General features: G+C 67.1%; 19 protein-coding genes. 12 read left to right on the forward strand and 7 right to left on the reverse strand.

Annotation, left to right across the window (positions count from 1 at the left end):
* Positions 1-66: 66 nt before the first annotated feature.
* A complete protein-coding gene (locus AC5P8C_RS05205) occupies positions 67-465 on the reverse strand; it encodes a RidA family protein (RefSeq protein ID WP_106549816.1) in 399 nt (132 codons plus the stop codon).
* Between the two features lie 108 nt (positions 466-573).
* Between AC5P8C_RS05205 and AC5P8C_RS05210 the strand changes: the two genes are divergently transcribed.
* Together AC5P8C_RS05210 and AC5P8C_RS05215 are read left to right on the forward strand one after the other, a co-directional pair.
* Positions 574-1,467, forward strand: coding sequence for a LysR family transcriptional regulator (locus AC5P8C_RS05210; RefSeq protein ID WP_346469323.1), 894 nt, complete (start codon positions 574-576; stop codon positions 1,465-1,467).
* Positions 1,468-1,632: 165 nt separating this feature from the next.
* Entirely contained in the window at positions 1,633-2,142 is a 510-nt protein-coding gene (locus AC5P8C_RS05215; protein ID WP_233653538.1) for a DNA polymerase III subunit epsilon, read from the forward strand.
* A 13-nt stretch (positions 2,143-2,155) separates the two neighbouring features.
* Here AC5P8C_RS05215 and AC5P8C_RS05220 read toward each other — a convergent pair whose 3' ends face one another.
* Positions 2,156-3,370 carry a nucleotide disphospho-sugar-binding domain-containing protein gene (locus AC5P8C_RS05220; protein WP_233653539.1) on the reverse strand — a complete coding sequence of 405 codons (1,215 nt, stop codon included), beginning with the start codon at positions 3,368-3,370 and terminating at the stop codon, positions 2,156-2,158.
* Positions 3,371-3,648: 278 nt separating this feature from the next.
* Between AC5P8C_RS05220 and rpmB the strand changes: the two genes are divergently transcribed.
* The 5 genes from rpmB (at position 3,649) to uvrD (ending at position 9,388) form a co-directional block, all read left to right on the forward strand.
* Positions 3,649-3,885 (forward strand): 50S ribosomal protein L28, encoded by a 237-nt coding sequence (gene rpmB / locus AC5P8C_RS05225; protein WP_005411638.1) that lies wholly within the window; start codon positions 3,649-3,651, stop codon positions 3,883-3,885.
* Between the two features lie 10 nt (positions 3,886-3,895).
* Positions 3,896-4,063 carry a 50S ribosomal protein L33 gene (gene rpmG, locus AC5P8C_RS05230; RefSeq protein WP_169411268.1) on the forward strand — a complete coding sequence of 56 codons (168 nt, stop codon included), beginning with the start codon at positions 3,896-3,898 and terminating at the stop codon, positions 4,061-4,063.
* A 237-nt stretch (positions 4,064-4,300) separates the two neighbouring features.
* Positions 4,301-5,719, forward strand: a complete 1,419-nt coding sequence (cls, locus tag AC5P8C_RS05235) for a cardiolipin synthase (protein WP_049471149.1) — start codon at positions 4,301-4,303, stop codon at positions 5,717-5,719.
* Positions 5,720-5,764: 45 nt separating this feature from the next.
* On the forward strand, positions 5,765-7,186 hold the full coding sequence (locus AC5P8C_RS05240) for an FAD/NAD(P)-binding protein (RefSeq protein ID WP_495218405.1): 1,422 nt from the start codon (positions 5,765-5,767) through the stop codon (positions 7,184-7,186).
* A gap of 9 nt (positions 7,187-7,195) precedes the next feature.
* Positions 7,196-9,388 carry a DNA helicase II gene (uvrD, locus tag AC5P8C_RS05245; RefSeq protein ID WP_495218406.1) on the forward strand — a complete coding sequence of 731 codons (2,193 nt, stop codon included), beginning with the start codon at positions 7,196-7,198 and terminating at the stop codon, positions 9,386-9,388.
* A gap of 106 nt (positions 9,389-9,494) precedes the next feature.
* Here the strand turns inward: uvrD and AC5P8C_RS05250 are convergent, their stop codons facing one another.
* Positions 9,495-10,205, reverse strand: a complete 711-nt coding sequence (locus AC5P8C_RS05250) for a hypothetical protein (protein ID WP_026347225.1) — start codon at positions 10,203-10,205, stop codon at positions 9,495-9,497.
* Positions 10,206-10,343: 138 nt separating this feature from the next.
* Between AC5P8C_RS05250 and AC5P8C_RS05255 the strand changes: the two genes are divergently transcribed.
* The 3 genes from AC5P8C_RS05255 to AC5P8C_RS05265 all read left to right on the forward strand — a co-directional run bounded on the left by AC5P8C_RS05255 (position 10,344) and on the right by AC5P8C_RS05265 (position 12,061).
* Positions 10,344-10,670, forward strand: a complete 327-nt coding sequence (locus tag AC5P8C_RS05255) for a low molecular weight protein tyrosine phosphatase family protein (RefSeq protein ID WP_019661736.1) — start codon at positions 10,344-10,346, stop codon at positions 10,668-10,670.
* 106 nt (positions 10,671-10,776) lie between these two features.
* Positions 10,777-11,331 (forward strand): hypothetical protein, encoded by a 555-nt coding sequence (locus AC5P8C_RS05260; RefSeq protein WP_019661735.1) that lies wholly within the window; start codon positions 10,777-10,779, stop codon positions 11,329-11,331.
* A gap of 283 nt (positions 11,332-11,614) precedes the next feature.
* Positions 11,615-12,061, forward strand: coding sequence for a universal stress protein (locus tag AC5P8C_RS05265; protein ID WP_005420335.1), 447 nt, complete (start codon positions 11,615-11,617; stop codon positions 12,059-12,061).
* Between the two features lie 147 nt (positions 12,062-12,208).
* On the opposite strand, the gene AC5P8C_RS05270 is transcribed toward AC5P8C_RS05265, so the two are convergent.
* Positions 12,209-12,493, reverse strand: a complete 285-nt coding sequence (locus tag AC5P8C_RS05270) for a DUF2782 domain-containing protein (protein ID WP_005411628.1) — start codon at positions 12,491-12,493, stop codon at positions 12,209-12,211.
* 98 nt (positions 12,494-12,591) lie between these two features.
* Between AC5P8C_RS05270 and polA the strand changes: the two genes are divergently transcribed.
* Together polA and AC5P8C_RS05280 are read left to right on the forward strand one after the other, a co-directional pair.
* Complete coding sequence (gene polA, locus AC5P8C_RS05275) at positions 12,592-15,366, forward strand: DNA polymerase I (RefSeq protein ID WP_495218407.1); 2,775 nt, start codon at positions 12,592-12,594, stop codon at positions 15,364-15,366.
* A 328-nt stretch (positions 15,367-15,694) separates the two neighbouring features.
* Complete coding sequence (locus AC5P8C_RS05280; protein ID WP_049480325.1) at positions 15,695-16,174, forward strand: DUF421 domain-containing protein; 480 nt, start codon at positions 15,695-15,697, stop codon at positions 16,172-16,174.
* Between the two features lie 43 nt (positions 16,175-16,217).
* Here the strand turns inward: AC5P8C_RS05280 and AC5P8C_RS05285 are convergent, their stop codons facing one another.
* The 3 genes from AC5P8C_RS05285 to AC5P8C_RS05295 form a co-directional block, all read right to left on the reverse strand.
* Positions 16,218-17,738, reverse strand: coding sequence for a hypothetical protein (locus AC5P8C_RS05285; RefSeq protein WP_495218408.1), 1,521 nt, complete (start codon positions 17,736-17,738; stop codon positions 16,218-16,220).
* Between the two features lie 95 nt (positions 17,739-17,833).
* Entirely contained in the window at positions 17,834-18,730 is an 897-nt protein-coding gene (hemF, locus tag AC5P8C_RS05290; RefSeq protein WP_010482345.1) for an oxygen-dependent coproporphyrinogen oxidase, read from the reverse strand.
* Between the two features lie 54 nt (positions 18,731-18,784).
* Positions 18,785-20,401: a hypothetical protein gene (locus AC5P8C_RS05295; RefSeq protein ID WP_495218409.1), complete on the reverse strand. Its 1,617-nt coding sequence runs from the start codon at positions 20,399-20,401 to the stop codon at positions 18,785-18,787.
* Positions 20,402-20,411: the final 10 nt, after the last annotated feature.

Below are 20,411 nucleotides of genomic sequence, written 5' to 3' on the forward strand. Positions count from 1 at the left end.
CGGTAGGGGTCGACCTTGGTCGACACGCTTTTCGCCCCCCGACACATTGCCGGCCAGCGGCCGGCACTACCGGTCTGCAGGCAGCTTCGCGATCACCTTGATCTCGAACTGGAACCCGTACAGCCAGGTCACGCCGATACCGGTCAGGGTCGGGTGCGGGGCCTCGCCCCAGTACTCGGGCACGATCGCCCAGGCCTTCTCGAAGTTCTTCTCCGGATCGACCAGGAACACGGTCACGTCGATCACGTCATCGAAGGTGCAGCCGGCGGCAGCCAACACCGCATTGAGATTCTCGAAGGCGCGGCGCACCTGCGTCTCGAAGTCCGGCTCGGGCGAACCGTCCTCGCGGCTGCCGACCTGGCCGGAAACGAACAGGAAGCCGTCGGACCGGATCGCCGGCGAGTAGCGGTTGCGCTCGTACAGGGCCTGGCGCCCGGCGGGGAAAACGACATCACGCTGTGACATGGGGAAGATCCCGTGGGAGAGAACGCCATCCTCCTCGCGAGCGCTGTCTGGATAAACCGCGATGATCGGCCTAGATTGATTGCCAATCCCAAATAATCACGGCCGGCCATGGACCGTTTCGAGGCGATGCGGGCCTTTGCCCGCGTGGTGGAAACCGGCAGCTTCACCCGCGCCGCGCACACCCTGCAGATCAGCCGCACCACGGTTACCCAGCTGGTGCAGCAGCTGGAGGCGCACCTGCGGCTGCGCCTGCTCAACCGCACCACCCGGCGGGTCAGCGTCACCGCCGACGGCGCGGCCTATTACCCGCGCATCGCCCGCCTGCTGGCCGAACTGGACGAGGTCGAAGGCGGGCTGGGCGACGCGGCCGCCCAGCCGCGTGGCCGCCTGCGCGTGGATGTGCCAGGGCCCTACGCGCGGCTGCGGCTGGTACCGGTGCTGCCGGATTTCCAGGCGCGCTACCCGGAGATCCAGCTCGACGTCGGCGTGAGTGATCGCGAGGTCGATGTCATCGCCGACAACGTCGATTGCGTGATCCGTGGCGGCACCCCGGCCGACCCGGCGCTGGTGGCGCGGCCGCTGACTGCACTGCCGATCGGCTTCCACGCCAGTCCAGGCTATGTGCAGCGCTTCGGCCTGCCGACCGACCCGCGCGCGCTGGAAGGGCCTGATCATCACATGGTCGGCTTCCTCAGCCCGCGTAGTGGCCGGGCGAGAGTGTTCAGCGCGCAGCGCGGCGAGGAGCGCGTAGAAGTGCAGAGCCGCTATACGGTTGGCTTCGATGACGGCAATGCCTATCTGGCCGCTGCGTTGGCGGGGCTTGGCGTGGTCGCGCTGCCCAGCTACATGGCCGCGCCGCACGTGGCGCGTGGCGAACTGCTGCCGCTGCTGCAGGACTGGCAGCTGCCACCGATGCCGATGCACGTGATGTTCCCGCCGAACCGGCACATGAGCCAGCGGCTGCGGGTGTTCATCGATTGGGTGGTGGAAGCGTTGGGGTGATGCACACGCACCTGTAGAGCCGAGCCCACGCTCGGCTGCTTCTCGCTCCAACGCTCAAGGCCCGCGCTTCGCGCGTGAGCCGAGCACGGGTTCGGGTACAGGGAGGGCTTCCTGCTGCAGGCATGCGAAAATCATCGCGGCACGCAACAGGAACCATCGCCACGCATGAGTCGCATCGTCGCACTGGATACCGAAACCACCTGCATCTCCCACCGCCTGGGGCATCGGGTGATCGAAATCGGTGCCGTCGAGCTGATCGATGGCCAGCTCACCGGTCGCCAGTTCCACACCTACCTGCAGCCGCAGCGCAGGGTCGATTGGGGCGCACAGCGCGTGCATGGCATCAGCGATGCGATGCTGGTGGGCAAGCCGCTGTTTTCCAGCAAGGCCGCCGAACTGCTGGACTTCCTGCGCGGCAGCGAGATGGTCGCGCACAACGCCACCTTCGACGTGGGCTTCCTCGACAACGAGCTGCGCCTGGCTGGCATACCCGGCACGCTGGCCCAGCACTGTCGCATCACCTGCAGCCTGAAGCTGGCGCGCGGGCGCTGGCCCGGCCAGGGCAACAAGTTGGACGATGTGCTGCAGCGCCTGCGCATCCCCGGCAACCGGGGCCTGCACGGTGCGCTCAAGGATGCCCATCTGCTGGCCCAGGTGATTCCGCACCTGCGCTGAGGCTTGCCCGCTGTTACATCGGCCGTAACCAGCGCTCGATCATCGCCACGCCACAGGCCACCCCGTCTTCATCGCTCATCGCCACGCCCAGGGCCGCCGCGCGCGCGCGTACTGCGTCGGCTTCTGCGAAGGTGATGGCTGCTGCCAGCGTTGCTGCATCCAGTCGCTTCGGTGACAACGGTGCCGGTGCCACGCCCAACCGACACAGGCGATCGGCCCAGAAGAACTGATCCGCAGCGAACGGCATCACCAGCGAGGGAATGCCGGCGCGGCAGGCCGAATGCGTGGTGCCGCTGCCACCATGGTGGATGGCGAGTGCGCAATGCGGGAACAGTGCTTCGTGTGGCGTCGGGCCGAGCACGAACACATCTGCTGGCAGCGCACCCGTCGGCAATCCGGCCCACCCTGGAAACAGCAGCACCCGGCGCGGTGCCAGCGCCTGCAGCAGGGCCGGCAGCACGCGCTCGCGATCAAACCCGGTCATGCTGCCAAAGCCCAGGTACACCGGCGGCGGCCCGGCATCGAGGAAGGCCTGCAGATCGACCGGGGGCGTCCAGGGCGCATCAGGTAGCCGCCACTGGCCACAGACGATGTGGTTGGCCGGCCAGTCCGCCGGTGGCGGCAGCAGCTGCGGCGAGATGCCATAGAGCATCGGCAGGCCGGACCACAACGCGCGGCGCGGCGATTGCCCCAGTTGCTGGCGTGCCGCGTTGATCGGCCGGCGGAACTGGCGCCAGATCAGGCCGTTGACCAGCCCATAGCTGGCGCGGTTCAACCAGCCCGGCGAGCGTCCCGGTGGCAGGAACGGAGAGCGGAAGGTCCGCGTCGGGGTCAGCGGGATCATGCCGGTGCCGATGACCGGCATTCCGCGGCGTTCGCCCACGCTCATGCCGACAAAGGCCGCCAGGCCACCGGTCAGAATCGCATCGCAGCCTTCTGCGGCCGCATCGGCCTGGCGCATCCAGCCGCTGACATGCTGCAGCGCCATCCGTGCCAGACCGGAACTGGCGGCGGCAACACCGTTGCCACGCGACACCAGGGCGACCACTTCGTCATGGATGTCGCCCTCAAGGGCCGCGTGGGGCACATCCAGGGCCTGCGCGCTGCCCAGGGTGCCGCCATCGGCCAGCAGTGTCACCGCGTGGCCTGCGCCGATCAGCCCATGGCAGAGCATGGCCAGCGGGCGCGTATCGCCTTCGGTTCCGTAGGTCAGGGCCAGCAGCCGCATGGAAAGCTCCGCAGTGATCCGGGCCAGTATGCCGGTTGGCGGGCTCCCGGCCCTGCCGGTTCAGCCGCAGCCTGTGGGTAACTTGCGCAAGTGCTTGAACCCGTGCATAATGCGCGGCTCGCTGTGTCCGGTTTTCTACCGGGCGGCGCCCCCGGGAGCACGTCCCCGGCCGCCCAACGCCAGCGTAACCCTTTGATTCTCTTGACGTGTGGTGGGCAACCATCGAGGCCGCCGTCTCCCGGGCTACGGGCTGACAACTACTACTATCGAGGTGCGCAATGTCCCGCGTATGCCAGGTTTCCGGCAAGCGAGTGCAGACGGGTAACAACGTCTCGCACGCCAACAACAAGACCCGTCGTCGTTTCCTGCCGAATCTGCACGAGCGCCGTTTCTGGGTGGCCAGCGAGAACCGCTGGGTCAAGCTTCGTGTTTCCGCGCATGCACTGCGCACCATCGACAAGAACGGCATTGATTCCGTTCTGGCTGAGCTGCGTGCGCGCGGCGAAAAGGTCTGAGGAGTAAAGCATCATGGCAGGCAAGCGCGATAAGGTCCGTATGATTTCCTCGGCCGGTACCGGCCACTTCTACACGACCGACAAGAACAAGAAGAACACCCCGGGGAAGATGGAATTCCTGAAGTACGATCCGGTCGTGCGCAAGCACGTCCTGTACAAGGAAGGCAAGATCAAGTAATCCGCACGGATTGCTGATCCCCGCGAAGAAACCCGCCCTTGTGGCGGGTTTTTTCATGCCTGGCATCCAGGTGGTGGGTGCCGACCGTTGGTCGGCACGCTCTCCCCGCACCCGGTAGCTGTCGACCCTGGTCGACACGCTGGCTCTCTGCCGTCGGTTCGAAAGGCAGTCGAGCATGGCTCGACTCTACAAATCCTGCTGGGCAGAATGGCCCATCACCTCCCGACGGGCGACGCGATGCTGTTCGAGTGGTTGCTGGGTTCGTATCTGCTGCTGATCGACTGGCTGATCCGGCTGGTCGCGCTGTGCTGGATTCCCACCCGCACCACGCCGGGGGCGGCGCGCAGCTGGCTGCTGCTGGTCGGCTTCGTGCCGCTGCTGGGCCTGCCGCTGTACCTGCTGTTCGGCCACCCATGGCTGTCGCGCGAGCGCATCCGCCGCCAGGCCGAGGCCTCGCAGGTCATCCGCGAGGAACAGGCGCTGCAGCATCGCCTGCGCTGGACACCGCAGCCGGACACCGCCAGCGCCGAGATCGTGCCGCTGGTGCAGCGCCAGGGCGACTTCATGCCGGTGCACGGCAACGCCGTCGATCTGCTGACCGACTACGACGAATCGCTGCACACGCTGATTGCCGATATCGACCAGGCCGAAGACCGGGTGCACCTGCTGTACTACCTGATGTTCGACGACGCGGTGGGCGAGGCTATCGTCGAGGCACTGCAGCGTGCGGCTGCACGGGGCGTGCAGTGCCGTGTGCTGCTCGACGCGGTGGGTGCCAAGCGTGGCCTGCGCGCCTATCGCAAACGCCTGGAAGCTCGCGATATCGAAGTGCGCGCGATGCTGCCCGGTGGCCTGCGCTGGCGCCGCAGCGGGCGCATGGACCTGCGCAACCACCGCAAGATAGCGGTGATCGACAACGAAGTGGCCTATGTCGGTTCGCAGAACCTGGCCGGTCCGCAGTTCGTGCCCGGCCACCCGAACCGCGAGCTGGTGGCGCGCGTGCGTGGCCCGGCCGTGGCGCATCTGGAAGCGGTGTTCGCCAGCGACTGGTACATGGAAACCGGCCAGCGCCTGGACGTGATCGCCGATGTGCCCGAGTGCAGCGACGACATCGCCACCCAGCTGCTGCCCAGCGGTCCCGCCTATCCCTACAGCAACGCACGCGATGCGGTGGCGGCGCTGATCCACCTGGCGCGGCGCCGGCTGGTGATGGTCACCCCGTATTTCGTGCCCGACGAAGCCACGCTGAGCGCCTTGCGCATTGCGGCCTTGTCCGGCGTGCAGGTGCAGCTGATCCTTTCGGCCAGCAACAACCAGCGGCTGACGTCATGGGCGCAGGAGGCCTACTACGACGAGCTGCTGCGCTGTGGCGTGCGCATCGCGCTGTACGAGCCGCAGTTCCTACATGCCAAGCACATGAGCGTGGACGAGGACATCGCCGTGCTCGGCTCAATCAACATGGACATCCGCTCGTTCGCGCTGAATGCCGAAATCGGCCTGGTCTGCTACGACCGCGCGCTGGTGCAGCAGCTGTGCGCGATCGAGGATGGCTACCTGCGCGAGTCGCGACAGCTGGACCTGCAGCAGTGGCGCAGTCGCCCCACGTGGCGGCGCAGCCGCGAAGGCATCGCACGGCTGGCCGATGCGTTGATGTGAGGTGGCGGCAACCGTCCGCTTCGGCAACCCGGCCCGTCATCGCCGATGGCCTACAATCGGCGCATGACTGATTCACCGCGTAATGGCGAACTGGACCTGGCAATCATCGGTGGTGGTGCGGCCGGGGTGCTGGTGGCGATCCAGGTGTTGCGCCAGGCCCAGGCGCCGCTGGCGCTGGCCATCTTCGAACCGGCTTCGCAGCTGGCGCAGGGCATCGCCTATGCCACGCCGTGGCCGGAGCACCTGCTGAACGTGCCGGCGGCGAAGATGAGTGCGTTTGCCGACCAGCCTGGCGATTTCCTCGACTACCTGATGGCCGCCAACGCCTACCCGGGCGAGGCGCGCGAGGTGCTGGGCGAGCGTTACGTGTGCCGCCACTACTTTGCAGCGTACCTGCAGCAGCGCCTGCAGGAGGCCGCCGCGGCCAGCCCGGCGCAGCTGCAGGTGATCGCGCAGCCGGTGCTGGGCCTGCAACCGAATGACCATGGTTACCGGCTGCAGCTGGGTGATGGCCAGACGCTGCATGTCGCGCAGGCGGTGCTCGCCACCGGCAACAGCATGCGGCCGCTGCCGGTGGCCGGTGCCGACGCACTGCCCGCCGATGACGTGATCGAGGCCTGGGACTACGACGGTGTGCGTACCCTGGCCGGTGAGCAGGCCGTGGCCATTGTCGGCTCCGGCCTGAGCATGGCCGACACCGTGCTGGCGCTGGTCGCCGCCGGTCATACCGGCCCGCTGCATGTGATCTCGCGCCATGGCCTGCTGCCGTTGCCGCACGCGCACGGCGGCCTGCCCAGCTTCGATCCGGCGGTGCTGCCGCCGATGAACCTGCGCCAGCGCCTGCGTGCGCTGCGTGGCTTCGCCCGTCAAGCGCAGGCCGATGGCCTGCCGTGGCAGGGCGTGATGGACCGCATCCGTCCGCACGGGCAGGCGCTGTGGTGCAGCCTCGACGAGGCCGACCAGCGTCGTTTCCTGCGCCATGTGGTGCGCTACTGGGACGTGCATCGCCACCGCATCGCCGAAGAGGTCGACGCACAGCTGCAGGCGCTGACCGAAAGCGGCCAACTGCGCATTCACCGGTCCCGCCTGCAATCCGTCGGCCGCGAAGGCGATGCCCTGCGGCTGTCGGGTCGCGATGCCAACGGCAATGAACAGCACTGGACGATCGGCGGTGTGGTCAACGCCACCGGCGTGGAAACCCGCGCCAACGCGTTGCGCAATCCGTTGCTGCAGCAGCTGCAGGCCGAGGGCCTGGCTCGCCCCGGCCCGCATGGGCTGGGCCTGGACAGCACGGTGCCGGGCGGCCGCCTGCGCGCCGCCGGTGGCCAGCCGCAGGCGCGGCTGGGCGTGCTCGGCAGCCTGCGCATCGGCAGCCTGTGGGAAAGCCTGGCGGTGCCTGAACTGCGTCAGCAGGCGCAGGCGCTCGCCACCGAAGTGATCGCAGGAGCCGCGACGGCGATGCCGTAAAATGGGGGCATGGATGTCTCCCACCTGCTTGATGGCCTGAACCCGGCCCAGCGCGAAGCCGTCTCCGCTCCCCCCGGCCACCACCTGGTGCTGGCCGGTGCCGGTTCCGGCAAGACCCGCGTACTCACCCACCGCATCGCCTGGCTGCATGAAGTCGACGGCGTGCCGACCCACGGCATTTTCGCGGTGACCTTCACCAACAAGGCGGCCGGCGAAATGCGCCACCGCATCGACGCCCAGCTGCCCCATGGCAGCCGTGGCATGTGGATCGGTACCTTCCACGGCCTGGCCAACCGTCTGCTGCGCCTGCACTGGCAGGACGCCAAGCTGCCCGAAGGCTTCCAGGTGATGGACTCGGACGACCAGCTGCGGCTGGTCAAGCGCGTGGTGCAGGCGCTGGAACTGGACGACGGCAAGTACCCGGCCAAGCAGATCGCGTGGTGGATCAACGCGCAGAAGGATGAGGGCCGCCGCCCGCAGCACATCCAGCCCGAGCCGCACGACGCGTGGCTGGAAACCATGCGCCAGGCCTACATCGAGTACCAGGCGCGCTGCGACCGCGCCGGCCTGGTCGACTTCGCCGAGCTGCTGCTGCGCGCGCATGAACTGCTGCGCGACAACCCGGCGCTGCTGTCGCATTACCGCGCCCGTTTCCGCGAGATCCTGGTGGACGAGTTCCAGGACACCAACGCCATCCAGTACGCCTTCGTGCGCGTGCTGGCCGGCGATTCCGGCCATGTGTTCGTGGTTGGCGACGATGACCAGGCCATCTACGGCTGGCGCGGTGCCAAGGTCGAGAACGTGCAGGGCTTCCTGCGCGACTTCCCGGGTGCGCAGACCATCCGCCTGGAGCAGAACTACCGCTCCACCGCCAACATCCTCGGTGCCGCCAACGCGGTGATCGCGCACAACCCGGATCGCATCGGCAAGCAGCTGTGGACCGACAGCGGTGACGGCGAGCCGATCGATCTGTACGCGGCGTACAACGAGATGGACGAGGCGCGCTACATCGTTGAGCGTGCCCGCCAATGGGTGCGCGACGGTGGCAGTTACACCGAAGTGGCCGTGCTCTACCGCAGCAACGCGCAGTCGCGCGCGCTGGAAGAAGCGCTGCTGAGCGAACAGGTGCCGTACCGGGTGTATGGCGGCATGCGCTTCTTCGAGCGTGCCGAAATCAAGGATGCGCTGGCTTACCTGCGCCTGCTGTCCAACCGCAACGATGACGCCGCCTTCGAGCGCGCGGTCAACACGCCCACCCGGGGCATCGGCGACCGCACGCTCGACGAAGTGCGCCGCGAGGCGCGCTCACAGGGCATCTCGCTGTGGGAAGCGACCATGCTGGTCACCCAGGGCAACGCGCTGGCCGCACGCGCGCGCAATGCGCTGGCCGGCTTCCTGGGGCTGGTCAACGAGCTGCAGGCGCAGACCGTGCACATGACCCTGGCCGAGCGCGTGGACCACGTGCTGGCCCGCTCGCAGCTGCGCGAGCACTGGAGCAAGGAAAGCCGCAATTCGCTGGATTCGGAATCGCGTACCGACAACCTCGACGAACTGGTCTCGGTGGCCTCGCGCTTCGTGCGCCGCGCCGACGACGTCGAGGAAGTGGGCGAGGACATGGACGAGCTGGTCGCGTTCCTGGCCTATGCCGCGCTGGAGGCCGGTGAAGGCCAGGCGCAGGCCGGCGAGGACGGTGTGCAGTTGATGACCCTGCATTCGGCCAAGGGCCTGGAATTCCCGCTGGTGTTCCTGGCGGGCATGGAAGACGGCCTGTTCCCCAGCGCACGTTCGCTGGAAGAAAGCGGGCGGCTGGAGGAAGAGCGCCGCCTGGCCTACGTCGGCATCACCCGCGCGCGCCAGAAGCTGGTGCTGAGCTATGCCGAATCGCGTCGCATCCACGGCCAGGACAACTACAGCCTGCCCTCGCGCTTCCTGCGCGAGATTCCGCGCGAGCTGCTGCACGAGGTGCGCCCGAAGGTGCAGGTCTCGCGGCCGGCCTCGATGGGCGCCAGCCGGGTGATGGGCCATGCCTCGATCGAGGCACCGCCGGTCAAGCTCGGCGCGCTGGTCACCCATCCCAAGTTCGGCGAAGGCATGGTGACCGACTACGAAGGCAGCGGCGCCCACGCCCGCGTGCAGGTCGAGTTCGCCGACGCCGGCAGCAAGTGGCTGGTGATGGCCTACGCCAACCTGACGGTGATCTGATCACCGTCGGGAGGCGGGATACCTGTAGAGCCGAGCCTATGCTCGGCTGCTTGTACCGGGAAAACCCAGCCGAGCATGGGCTCGGCTCTACAAATGCGGTCGGTCGTCAGCCGGTGGTGAACGTCTCTACGGCTGCCACCAACCGCGCTCGGTCCATCGCTTCTTCGTCCTGACGGTTGCGGATCAATACGTAGTGGCCATCCTCCGGTGACAACACCTCGATCACCTCATCGCGATAGTTGGTGATCTCGATGAAGCCGCTGTTCACTCCGTTGAGGTTGTCGATCTCGGCCATTAACGTCTCCAGGCTCACGATGGCGCCGTCCTTGTCCGTTCCGCCGCCAGTGCGGGGATTGTCGAAGTACACGCTTATCTTCGGCTGCTTGGTCCTATGCCAGTTGTTGACGTCAACGATGTGATGTGTGGACCATCTGAAATCCTCTGCTGATTCGTTGCCGTTGAACTCACACCGGAAGATCGGCAGGCATAGGAACAGCCCCGTGCGCTTCTCGATCCGATTCAGAAGCCCGTGATAGGTGCTGGGAACCGCCATCGCATGAGTGAACCCATAGGCGTTGGAAGGAATCTCGAAGATCGTTGGCCCATCATGTGAAAGATGGTGCGGTGCGTTCAGCACGACGCTGGTGGCGAATTCCGGATCATCGACATTCCTGGAAGCGATCGCGAGGTCATGTCCCTTGGCGTTCCTCACGCAGCAATAGAGTACGTACGTCGCGACTACGTACTTGCAGAAGTAGCAGCCGTGGATTTCGGCCACCTCTCCGAACGTCGTTAACAGGTCATCCTTGGTGATCATGGGCATCTGGACGGTGGCAGAAGCACATGGTGGCCCCTTGAACGGTCATCCGACCATGCAACTTGTCTGAAAGCACCCTGTTGGTGTCAGAGCCCTTTTCCGTTGGAAAAGGGATCCGACCCCGATTAGGCTGCCGGCATGACCCGCAACGTGCTCTTCCTCTGCAGTCAGAACCGCCTGCGCAGCCCGACGGCCGAGCAGGTATTCGCCGATTGGCCGGGCATCGAGACTGCCTCGGCCGGGCTGCTGGCCGACGCCGAGGAAGTGCTCAGCCCCGAGCTGCTGCAGTGGGCCGACCTGGTGTTCGTGATGGAGAAGGCCCACCGCAACCGGCTGTCCAGCCGCTACAAGCCGTGGCTGAAGGAGAAGCGCGTGATCTGCCTGGATATCCCGGATGACTACGAGTACATGGACCCGGTGCTGGTGGAGCTGCTCAAGCGCAAGGTGACCCCGTTCCTGCGCTGACGGGCTGTTGTAGAGCCGAGCCCATGCTCGGCTGCTTCTGGCGCGAAAAGCAGCCGAGCATGGGCTCGGCTCTACAATAGGCGGCACTTCTTTCAGGAACGCTCCCATGACCGAACCCGCGCTGCACGTCACCGTGACGTTGAATGCCCGGCTGCAGCCCGAACATCGCCACGAACTGTTCGAGGACCCACTCGATGCGCTGCTGCAGGCGGCCAATGTCGGCGAGATCACCGGCGGCGGCACGGCGATGTCCGACCTGGGTGAGGTCGAATACGGCGATATCGAAGTGGCGCTGGTCGATGCCGATGGCGTGCCCAAGCTGATCGACCTGCTGGAGCAGCTGGGTGCACCGAAGGGCTCGAAGATCCAGGGCGCGGGTGAAGCCGATCGCAGCTTCGGCGTGACCGAGGGCCTGGGCATCTACCTGGATGGCCTGAACCTGCCGGACGAAGTCTACGAACAGTGCGATTCCAACCACGTGTTCGAGCAGCTGTCCGAGCGCATTGATGGCCTTGGCGAGATCTGCAGCTGGTGGCAGGGCCCGACCGAGACCGCGCTGTACATGTACGGCCAATCGTTCGAGGCGATGCGCGATGCAATCGCTGAATTCGTGGGCAGCTACCCGCTGTGCCAGAACGCACGCGTGGTGCAGATCGCCTGAGCGACATTGTTGTAGAGCCGAAGGTAGCGGCAGTAGCCGCTGCCAACGTCGCTTGCGACGGCCCGAAGGGTGCCGGTCAGGACGACCGGCATAGCCAGGCTCGGCTGCTTTTCCCGCCAGAAGCAGCCGAGCATGGGCTTGGCTCTACAGAAGGGGGGGCGGGCAAGCGGGTGGCGCGCACGGGCGCTGCTCTACGCCGGATTGATCCTGCTCAAGGCGCAGCCTGCACATCCGGTGTGTAATGGTGTCGTTCCCATCTGGCAGATCGCCACGGAGCCCTACCATGTACAAGCGCATCCTGATTGCCACTGACGGGTCCGAGCTGGCCGACAAGGGCCTGGCCAAGGGCCTGGAGCTGGCCAAGGACCTCAATGCCGAGGTCGATATCGTCACTGTTTCCGAGCCGTGGGCCGTCGGCATGTATGACGCCATGGGCTGGAGCGTGGGCTACATGAACAGCCCGGAATACAAGGCCGACCGCGAGGAAGGCGCGCAGAAGGTGCTGCAGCCGGCGCTGGCCAAGGCCGCCGAGCAGGGCATCACCGCCAACCCGGTGCACGTGCTGGACCGCTACGCGGCCGACGGCATCATCGAGACGGCGGCCGAGCGCAACAGCGACCTGATCGTGATGACCTCGCATGGCCGCCGGGGCGTGACCCGCGTGCTGCTGGGCAGCCAGACCGCCGAGGTGCTGGCGCGCAGCACGCTGCCGGTGCTGGTCATCCGCTGATTCAAGTGTTCCCGGGGAGGGGACCCGACGCCGGCCGCAGGATGCGCGCCGGCGTTGTTTTTTGTGGGGGCCGGGGTGGATCCACGCATGGCGTGGATCTACTGAGTTGCAGATCTACTGAGTTGCAGGGATCCGACCCCGGTCACATCACCAGCTGTACAGCTTCCAGTACACCGGCGACACGCCATCCTTGTCGTTGTCGAATCGGCCATCGCCGTTCTTGTCGTACATGTAGAACGGGGCGCCGCGCGACGGCGTCACCTTGACCATGCGCAGCTGGCCGGACACACGGTATTCCTCGATGACATCGCCGTTGTCCATAGTGCGCTTGGAGACATCGGCGCCCTTGACGTCCACCGGGGGAGCACCTGCGCCACCCATGCTGGCGCAGCCAGCGAGCAGGAGCAGGGAAGCCAGCATCAGGGTCTTCATCGGCGGGGGCCTTTGCCTGGAGAGAGCCCTGATTATGCCCCATCGCCAAGTGCGTGCCGTGTCGTCGCGGTGCAGGCACGGGCGCGTAGAATCGGCGCATGAGCAGATTAGTCCTGATCGACGGGTCCAGTTACCTGTACCGCGCGTTCCACGCGCTGCCGCCCCTGTCCAATGCACAGGGTGAGCCCACCGGCGCGCTGTTCGGCGTGGTCAACATGCTGCGTTCGACGCTGAAGGAGCGCCCGGCCTACGTCGCGTTCGTGGTCGATGCGCCCGGCAAGACCTTCCGTGATGACCTGTACGACCAGTACAAGGCCAACCGCCCGCCGATGCCCGATGAGCTGCGCAGCCAGGTCGAGCCGATGTGCCGCATCGTCGAAGCGCTGGGCATCAGCATCCTGCGCATCCCCGGCGTGGAAGCCGACGATGTGATCGGCACGCTGGCGCTGCAGGGCCTGGCGCAGGACCTGAAGGTGACCATCTCCACCGGCGACAAGGACTTCGCCCAGCTGGTGCGCCCGGGCATCGAGCTGGTCAACACCATGACCGGCAGCCGCATGGATTCGGACGCGGCGGTGATGGACAAGTTCGGCGTGCGCGCCGATCAGATCGTCGACCTGCTGGCGCTGATGGGCGACGCGGTCGACAACGTGCCGGGCGTGGAGAAGTGCGGGCCGAAGACCGCTGCCAAGTGGCTGGCCGAGTACCAGCACCTGGACGGGGTGATGGCGGCCGCGCCGACCATGAAGGGCAAGATCGGCGAGAACCTGCGCGCCGCGCTGGAGCGCCTGCCGCTGAACCGCGAGCTGGTGACCATCCGCACCGACCTGGCGCTCGAGGCCAGCCCGACCAGCCTGGCGCTGCGCGAGCAGGACGTGCCGGAGCTGACCGAACTGTATACGCGCTACGGCTTCACCCAGGCCCTGAAGGAACTGGGTGCGCCTGTGCCGGCGCCGGCAGCGGCCAGCGAGGCCACCCCGAGCCTGCGCGGTACCGCGGCCGGCTTCGCACGTGGCAGCGTCGAGGCGCCCGCCGCCGGCACGCTGGATCCGGCACTGTCCGCGCCGGGTGAATACGAGACCGTTCTGACCGCCGAGCAGCTGCAGGCCTGGGTCGAGCGCCTGCAGCAGGCCGACCTGATCAGCTTCGACACCGAAACCGATGCGCTGGACGCGATGCGCGCGCGCCTGGTCGGCATCAGCCTGGCGGTCGAGCCGGGCAGGGCGGCCTACATTCCGGTGGGCCATGATTACCCGGGGGCTCCGGTCCAGCTGCCAGCGCAGCAGGTGCTGGACGCACTGCGCCCGGCGCTGCAGGACCCGGCGAAGAAGAAGCTGGGCCAGCATGGCAAGTACGACCTGCATGTGCTGCGCCGCCACGGCGTGGACGTGCAGGGCTACCACGACGACACCATGCTCGAGAGCTTCGTGCTCAACTCCACCGCCACCCGTCACGACATGGATTCGCTGGCCCTGCGTTACCTGGGCTACAGCACCATCAAGTTCGAGGACGTGGCCGGCAAGGGCGCCAAGCAGATTCCGTTCTCGCAGGTGGGCATCGACGAAGCCAGCCGCTATGCGGCCGAGGACGCCGACATCACCCTGCGCCTGCACCGCGCGCTGCAGCCGCAGCTGCTGGCCGAACCGGCACTGGACAGCGTGTACCGCGACATCGAGATGCCGCTGGTGCCGGTGCTGGCCAGCATCGAAGCCAACGGCGTGCGGGTCGACACCGACGAACTGCGCCGGCAGAGCCAGGACCTGTCCTCGCGCATGCTGGCGGCGCAGCAGAAGGCCACCGAACTGGCTGGGCGCAGCTTCAACCTGGATTCGCCCAAGCAGCTGCAGGCGGTGCTGTTCGACGAGCTGAAGCTGCCGGCGGTGGTGAAGACCCCGAAGGGCCAGCCCAGCACCAATGAAGAGGCACTGGAGGCGATTGCCGACCAGCACGAGCTGCCGCGCGTGATCCTGGAGTACCGCGGGCTGGCCAAGCTGCGCAGCACCTACACCGACAAGCTGCCGGAGATGGTCAACCCGGACACCGGCCGCGTGCATACCAGCTACCACCAGTCCGGCGCCGCCACCGGCCGCCTGTCCTCGTCGGACCCCAATCTGCAGAACATCCCGATCCGCACCGAAGATGGCCGCCGCATCCGCCGCGCGTTCATCGCCCCGGAGGGCTTCCAGCTGCTGGCCGCCGACTACTCGCAGATCGAGCTGCGGATCATGGCCCACCTGTCCGAGGACCCGGGTCTGGTGCGTGCCTTCGAGCAGGGCGCCGACGTGCACCGTGCCACCGCCGCCGAGGTGTTCGGGCGTACGCTGGAAGAGGTGACCCCGAACGAGCGCCGTGCCGCCAAGGCGATCAACTTCGGCCTGATGTACGGCATGAGCGCCTTCGGCCTGGCCCGCAACCTGGGCATCGACCGCGGGCAGGCGCAGGACTACGTGGCGCTGTACTTCAGCCGCTACCCGGGCGTGCGTGACTTCATGGAGCGGATGCGCCAGCAGGCCCGCGACCAGGGCTATGTGGAGACCCTGTTCGGTCGCCGCCTGTACCTGAACGACATCCACGCCCGCAACCAGGGCCTGCGTGCCGGTGCCGAGCGCGCGGCGATCAATGCGCCGATGCAGGGCACCGCCGCCGACATCATCAAGCGCGCGATGGTGGACGTGGACCAATGGCTGCGCGACAGCGGGGCACCGGCACGGATGATCCTGCAGGTGCACGATGAACTGGTCTTCGAAACCGAAAGTAGTTTCGTTGAAGACTTGCGTTTGCAGGTGGTGGAGCGCATGTCGCAAGCGGCCAAACTGCGGGTGCCGCTGGTGGTCGATACCGGCATCGGCAACAACTGGGACGAAGCACACTGAGGGTGTTTCAGGCCGAAAACGACGTGAATTCGTTCATTCGTCAGAGGTTTCTGACTCGATCATGAATGTTGCCCTGATCGAGGTTCATTAAATTGGGCCCCTTCACGAACCGTTAGTGTTCGGAGTGCTTCTATAACTCTCGACAGGCGCAACGCCTGTTGTGGATCTCTCCCATCCCCTGGAGCAGATCTCGGAACGGGGACTCCTCCCCAAGTGCCCGTTCCCCGGCCCCGTTGACCTCCCCCTGGTCAGCGGGGCTTTTTATTTGCGCCGTTGCCAGACGCCATGGCCTGCGCCACGCTGGGCCACCGCTCCGCAGGGGAAGACCATGCCCGACCTGTTCGCACTGGCAATGCCGTGGTGGGAGTTCATCCTGCGTGCGGTGGTGGTCTACGTCGTGGTGCTGGGCATGGTGCGGCTCAGTGGCAAGCGCCCGCTGGGGCAGATCACCCCGTTCGACGTGCTGCTGGTGGTGCTGCTGGGCAATGCGGTGCAGAACGCGCTGCTGGGCACCGATACCTCGCTGGGCGGTGGCCTGCTGCTGGCGGCAACCCTGATCCTGCTCAACTATGGGGTAGGCTGGGTGAGTACCCGCAGCCGACGGATCGAGCGCCTGGTTGAAGGAGAACCCGTGGTGATCGCGCGTGATGGGCGCCTGTTCGACGCCGTTCTGCGTCGCGAGCAGGTCACGTGTGCCGATTTCGAGGCCGCCATGCGCCAGCAGGGCTGCCTGGGCGTGGAGGATGTGGAGCTGGCCCTGCTGGAGATCAACGGGCACATCACCATCATTCCGAGGAAGAGCACCTGACCTTGTAGAGCCGGCCCATGCCCGGCTCCACTGGTGTCGGGCATCAGGGCGCAGCTTCGGCCTTCAGTGCCGGCCAGTTGCGGGTGGCGTCCACATCACAGGCCACGTGCGTGCCTTTGCCATCCTTCGCGCAGATCGCAGCCATGGCTTGCGGGATCTTCGGGTCTGCGGTGTGCGAATACACCGCTGCCAATGCCAGGCACCCTTCGCGCACACCCGCGCCGCACAGCGTCTCGAAGTAGGGCAGCGACGCGGCCCATTTTTCGGACTCGAACAGCGCTTCGCCGGCCACCTTGCAGCCGAGCAGCTTGCCATCGGTGCAGCAGGCCTTTGCGCCGTCCTTGCGGGCCAGGGTCGGGCAATCCAGCGGCAGCGGGATCTCCACGAAGGCCACCGGCGGCGTGCAGGTGGCATTGCCTGTGGCGGGCTTGCGCTCGTAATAGGCGAAGCGGTTGCCGCCGTCGACGCTGGCCAGGTTTCCGTTCTTCAGCGGCTGCAGTACGAAGTCGCTGCCGACATCGCGACGGATGAAGATACGGCCGTCCTGCAGGCGCGCGCGCATGCGCTGGTCGCGACCCTCGGCCTCAACCAGGCCGCCATCAAGGAAGCGCAGCTGCGAGAGCACGCCGTATTCGGCTTCAAAGCTGCCACAGGGCAGTGCGGTGGCCGGCACCGGGGCCAGTGCAGCGGCCGGTGCGGTGGCCAGGCTGGCAAGTGCCTTGGCGCGGCCGCAGGCCACGCCGTCCGCGCGCTGCGCGCACGACAGCTGCAGTGCTTCGTGGGCCTGTGAAAGGCGTCCACCACTCCACAGCACCTCGGCAACGTCGACGCAGAAGGTCTCGCCGTGCTGCTGCCGGCACAATGCGGCCAGCTCATCGAGCTGCGCCGACGGCAACGCAGGGTCGACCGCATGCTGCAGCCCGAGCAGGGACTTGCCGATCATCTCCAGCCCGATCACCTCGGCGATCGCCCGGCAGCCCTCGGCGTTGAAGGATGCGGAATCCTCCTTGCAGATCTCCGGTTTCGGCGGCTCGGCTCGTGCAGGCGCGGGGACTGCGTCCTTGGCCCGCTGCTGGTAGGTCTCCAGCAACCGCATGCAGGCTGCGCCCACGCCCTCGGCACACCAGGCGTGCAGTTTCACGGGTGCGGCCTCCGGCAGCGCCTCCAGGCACTCGGAGGTGTTCATCACGCAACCGTCTTCGATGGGCTCCGGCATCGTCTTGCAGGCGGCGGCGTGCTCACGGGTGAACTCGCGATAGGGCGTGCTGATCGTGCGGTCGTTGTCCGAGAAGTACCAATTTTCCAGCTGGCCCGTGGACAGGTTGCCGGTACCCAGCACGTCCTCCTGGCGGGCGATGCGCAGCTCCTCTGTCGCCTGGTAGGGGCCGGACAGGAAGCCGTGGCCTTCGCTCTCGAGGGTCAGCGTGGTGTTGCCGCTGCTGTCCTTGTAGGTGCCGCAGGCCATCGACTGCGCAGCGGCCGGCAGGCTGGCCGAGGCCAATGCAAGCAACAGCAGGGAGCGCCAGCCCGCAGCGCGGGGGCGAAGGGAAACAGCAGCAGGCATGGGGTCATCCTTGAAAGAAGTGGGGCAGGGCCTGTCCGGTGCGGGGCGCACCGCAGGCGGGGAAGGCACCACGCGTCAGGCGTGGCGCCGGAAGATCAGAGCCAGTCGCGCGGCACCAGGTAGTCGGCCAGGCGCGCCTCGGCGCTGCCGGCCTCCGGGCTGAAGCCGTATTCCCAGCGCACCCGCGGCGGCAGGCTCATCAGGATGCTCTCGCTGCGGCCACCGCTCTGCAGACCGAACAGCGTGCCGCGGTCATAGACCAGGTTGAATTCCACATAGCGGCCGCGACGGTACAGCTGGAACTCGCGCTCGCGTTCGCCATGCGCGGTGTCCTTGCGCTGCTGCACGATCGGCAGGTAGGCCTGAAGGAAGCCATCGCCGACCGCACGCAGGTAATCGAAATCGCGCTCGAAGTCGCCGTGCAGGTCGTCGAAGAACAGGCCGCCAACGCCACGCGTTTCATTGCGGTGGCGCAGGAAGAAATACTCGTCGCACCAGCGCTTGTGCGCGGCATAGCGTTCCTCGCCGAACGGCGCACACAAGTCGCGTGCGACCCGGTGCCAGTGCTGCACGTCTTCGTCGAACGGATAGAACGGCGTCAGGTCGAAGCCGCCGCCGAACCAGCTGGCCACCACTTCACCGTCGCGCTGCGCCTGGAAGAAGCGCACATTCGCGTGGGTGGTCGGCACGTAGGGGTTGAGCGGGTGGAATACTAGCGACACGCCGGTGGCGCGCCAGGAGGCGCCGGCCAGTTCCGGGCGGTTGGCCGAGGCCGACGGCGGCAGGCGGCTGCCGGCCACGTCGGAGAAGCCGATGCCGGCCTGCTCGAACACCGCACCGTCACGCAGCACGCGGGTGCGCCCGCCACCGCCCTCGGCCCGCTGCCACAGGTCTTCCTGGAAGCGGGCCTGGCCATCGACGGCCTCGATCGCCGCACAGATGCGGTCCTGCAGGTCGGTGAGGTAGGCGCGCACGCGCTCGAATTCGTTCATGGCGCGTACTTTACCGCAGGGCCCGCCCGAAGCTGCGGACAGGCCCTGACCGGCTCAGCGCTTGCGGTTGGGGTTGCGCGGTACCGGAGTGTCGTCCACCGCCGCCTCGTCAACCGCCTTCTGCAGGGCACCGCCCAGCGTGATCAGCTCCCAGTTCTGCGTTTCGAGGACGTCGCAGGCCACATGCAGGCCGCTGCGGTCGGCCTTGCACAGCTGTTCCAGGATTCGACGCGCGTCCACCTCCGCACCGTTGCCTTGTGCGGTGACCAGATTCTCGCAACCCTCGCGGACACCGGCACGGCAGACCGTGGTGTAGTGCTCGACGGCCTGCAGCCAGTGCCCGGACAGCGCAAGACGGTTGCCGAGAATGTTGCAGCCCTGCAGCTTGCCCTGCGCACAGCAGGCGTCGGCACCGTCCTCGTTGGCCAGCGCCAGCGGGCAATCCTGTGGCAGTGGCAGCACCCTGAACTGCTTCGGCGCACTGCACCGGGTCGGGCCCTCCCCGGTGGGGACGAACACCTGGAAGCGGGTCCAGTTATCCAGGCCCAGCAGCTGCCCGCCGGGCAGCGGGCGCAGCACGAAGTCGCCGTCCCGGTCGTGGTGGATGCGGATGTCGCCCGCTTCGACGCGCGCGCGAAGATGGCTGCTCCAGCCGACACCGACCAGGCCGGCATCGCCGAAATCCAGCGTGTCCATCAGGCCGCCGTCGGACCGGTAACTGCCGCAGGGCAGGACCGTTGCCGGCTGCGGTTGCAACGACGCACCCACCGCCTGCAACGCAGGCAGGCGCTCGCAGGTGGCGGTATCGTTGCCGGGTGTGCAGGCCGCAGCCAGGGCCTGCACCGCCTGCAAGTGGTCTCCTGCCTCCCAGGAAAGTTCAGCCACGCGGGTGCAGAAGCCGCCATGGGATACCTCGCGGCACAGCCGCAACAACTGTTGCCGCCGCTCGGCCGGAATGATCACCGGCACGGTCGGCGCCGTCATCGTCACCATGGCTTCGGTCATGGCTGCCGTCATCGCCGCCTTGACCAGCTGCTCCTGCACTGCGGGGTCGGCCTCGAGTGCGGCGGCACACGCCGCGGTTCCCTGTTCGAAGCCACCGTCGTCACAGGCGGCGGGGAGCTTGATGCCGGACAGGGCGGCGTCGAGCGCTGCCTTTGCCAGGGCAGGATCGGCCGCGACCGTGGGTTTGGCCTCCTCGTGCCAACGATCAGCCAGTTGCAGGCACATGCCGGGCACGCCTTCCCGGCACCCTGATTCCAGCGCGGTCGGGGTGGCTTCGCGACGGTTGTCCAGGCACGCCGCCGCATCGGCCAGGCAGCTGCCTTCAGCTGGCGCGGCGGCTGCGGCGCACTGTGCAGGGGCCTGCAGGATGTAGACCGTGCCATCCACCTCGACCGTCCGGCCACGATCGCGCACCTGCAGCGCGCTGGGCAGGCCGTACTCCAGGTTCACCAGTTGCAGCTTTCCGTCGATCTGCTGGAACGCGACCGGAGAGGGCGCACTGCCGAAGTGTTTCTGCTCGCCGCGGTTTGGCGAGCTGATGCGCAGCGTACCGCTGCCTTCGTCGGCTTTGAACATGCCGCATTGCGGTGACTGTGCGGCGGCCATCGGCGCGGCCAGCAGCAGCGCCCAGGCCAGCCAGCGGCGGCGCGGTGCGGGTGAATGCATGTCGTCTCCT

It is taken from the genome of Stenotrophomonas sp. YJH_SMC_46, from assembly GCF_059370315.1.